General features: G+C 63.8%; 1 protein-coding gene. It reads left to right on the top strand.

Annotated elements, in window-relative coordinates:
- On the top strand, positions 1–506 hold a 506-nt coding region (locus ACLD7X_RS18490; RefSeq protein WP_411425144.1), incomplete at both ends, for an ABC transporter ATP-binding protein.

Here is a 506-nt window from a genome sequence, read left to right as displayed (position 1 = left end):
TTCTCGGCTGTCATCGGGTCGAGCGGCTGCGACAAGTCGACGTTGCTGAAGATCATGGCAGGACTGATGCCGCCCTCGACGGGGCGGGTGGTCCTGCAGAACAAACCTGTGCGTGGCACGCGCCGGGACATCGGCATGATGTTCCAGCAGGCCACGCTCTTTCCCTGGCGCACGACGGTGGAAAACATCGTCCTGCCCATCGAGATCCGCGACGGCAAGGCCGCTGCCAACAAGGCCCGCGAAAAGGCGACGCAACTGCTGGAAGTGGTCGGCCTCAAGGGGTTCGAAAACGTCTATCCCAACGAGCTGTCGGGGGGCATGGCCCAGCGCGCGGCGATCTGCCGGATGCTGATCACCGAACCCGCCGTTCTGCTGCTGGACGAGCCGTTCTCGGCGCTGGACGAGCTGTCGCGCGAATTCATGAACATGGAGTTGCAGCGCATCTGCATGGAGCGTGACGCGACCGCCTTCCTGGTCACCCATTCGATCCCCGAGGCGGTGATCCT

It is taken from the genome of Aphanothece microscopica RSMan92 (assembly GCF_046613545.2).
Lineage (GTDB): Bacteria > Cyanobacteriota > Cyanobacteriia > PCC-6307 > Cyanobiaceae > NIES-981.
This window is presented reverse-complemented; position numbering and strand designations above follow the sequence as displayed.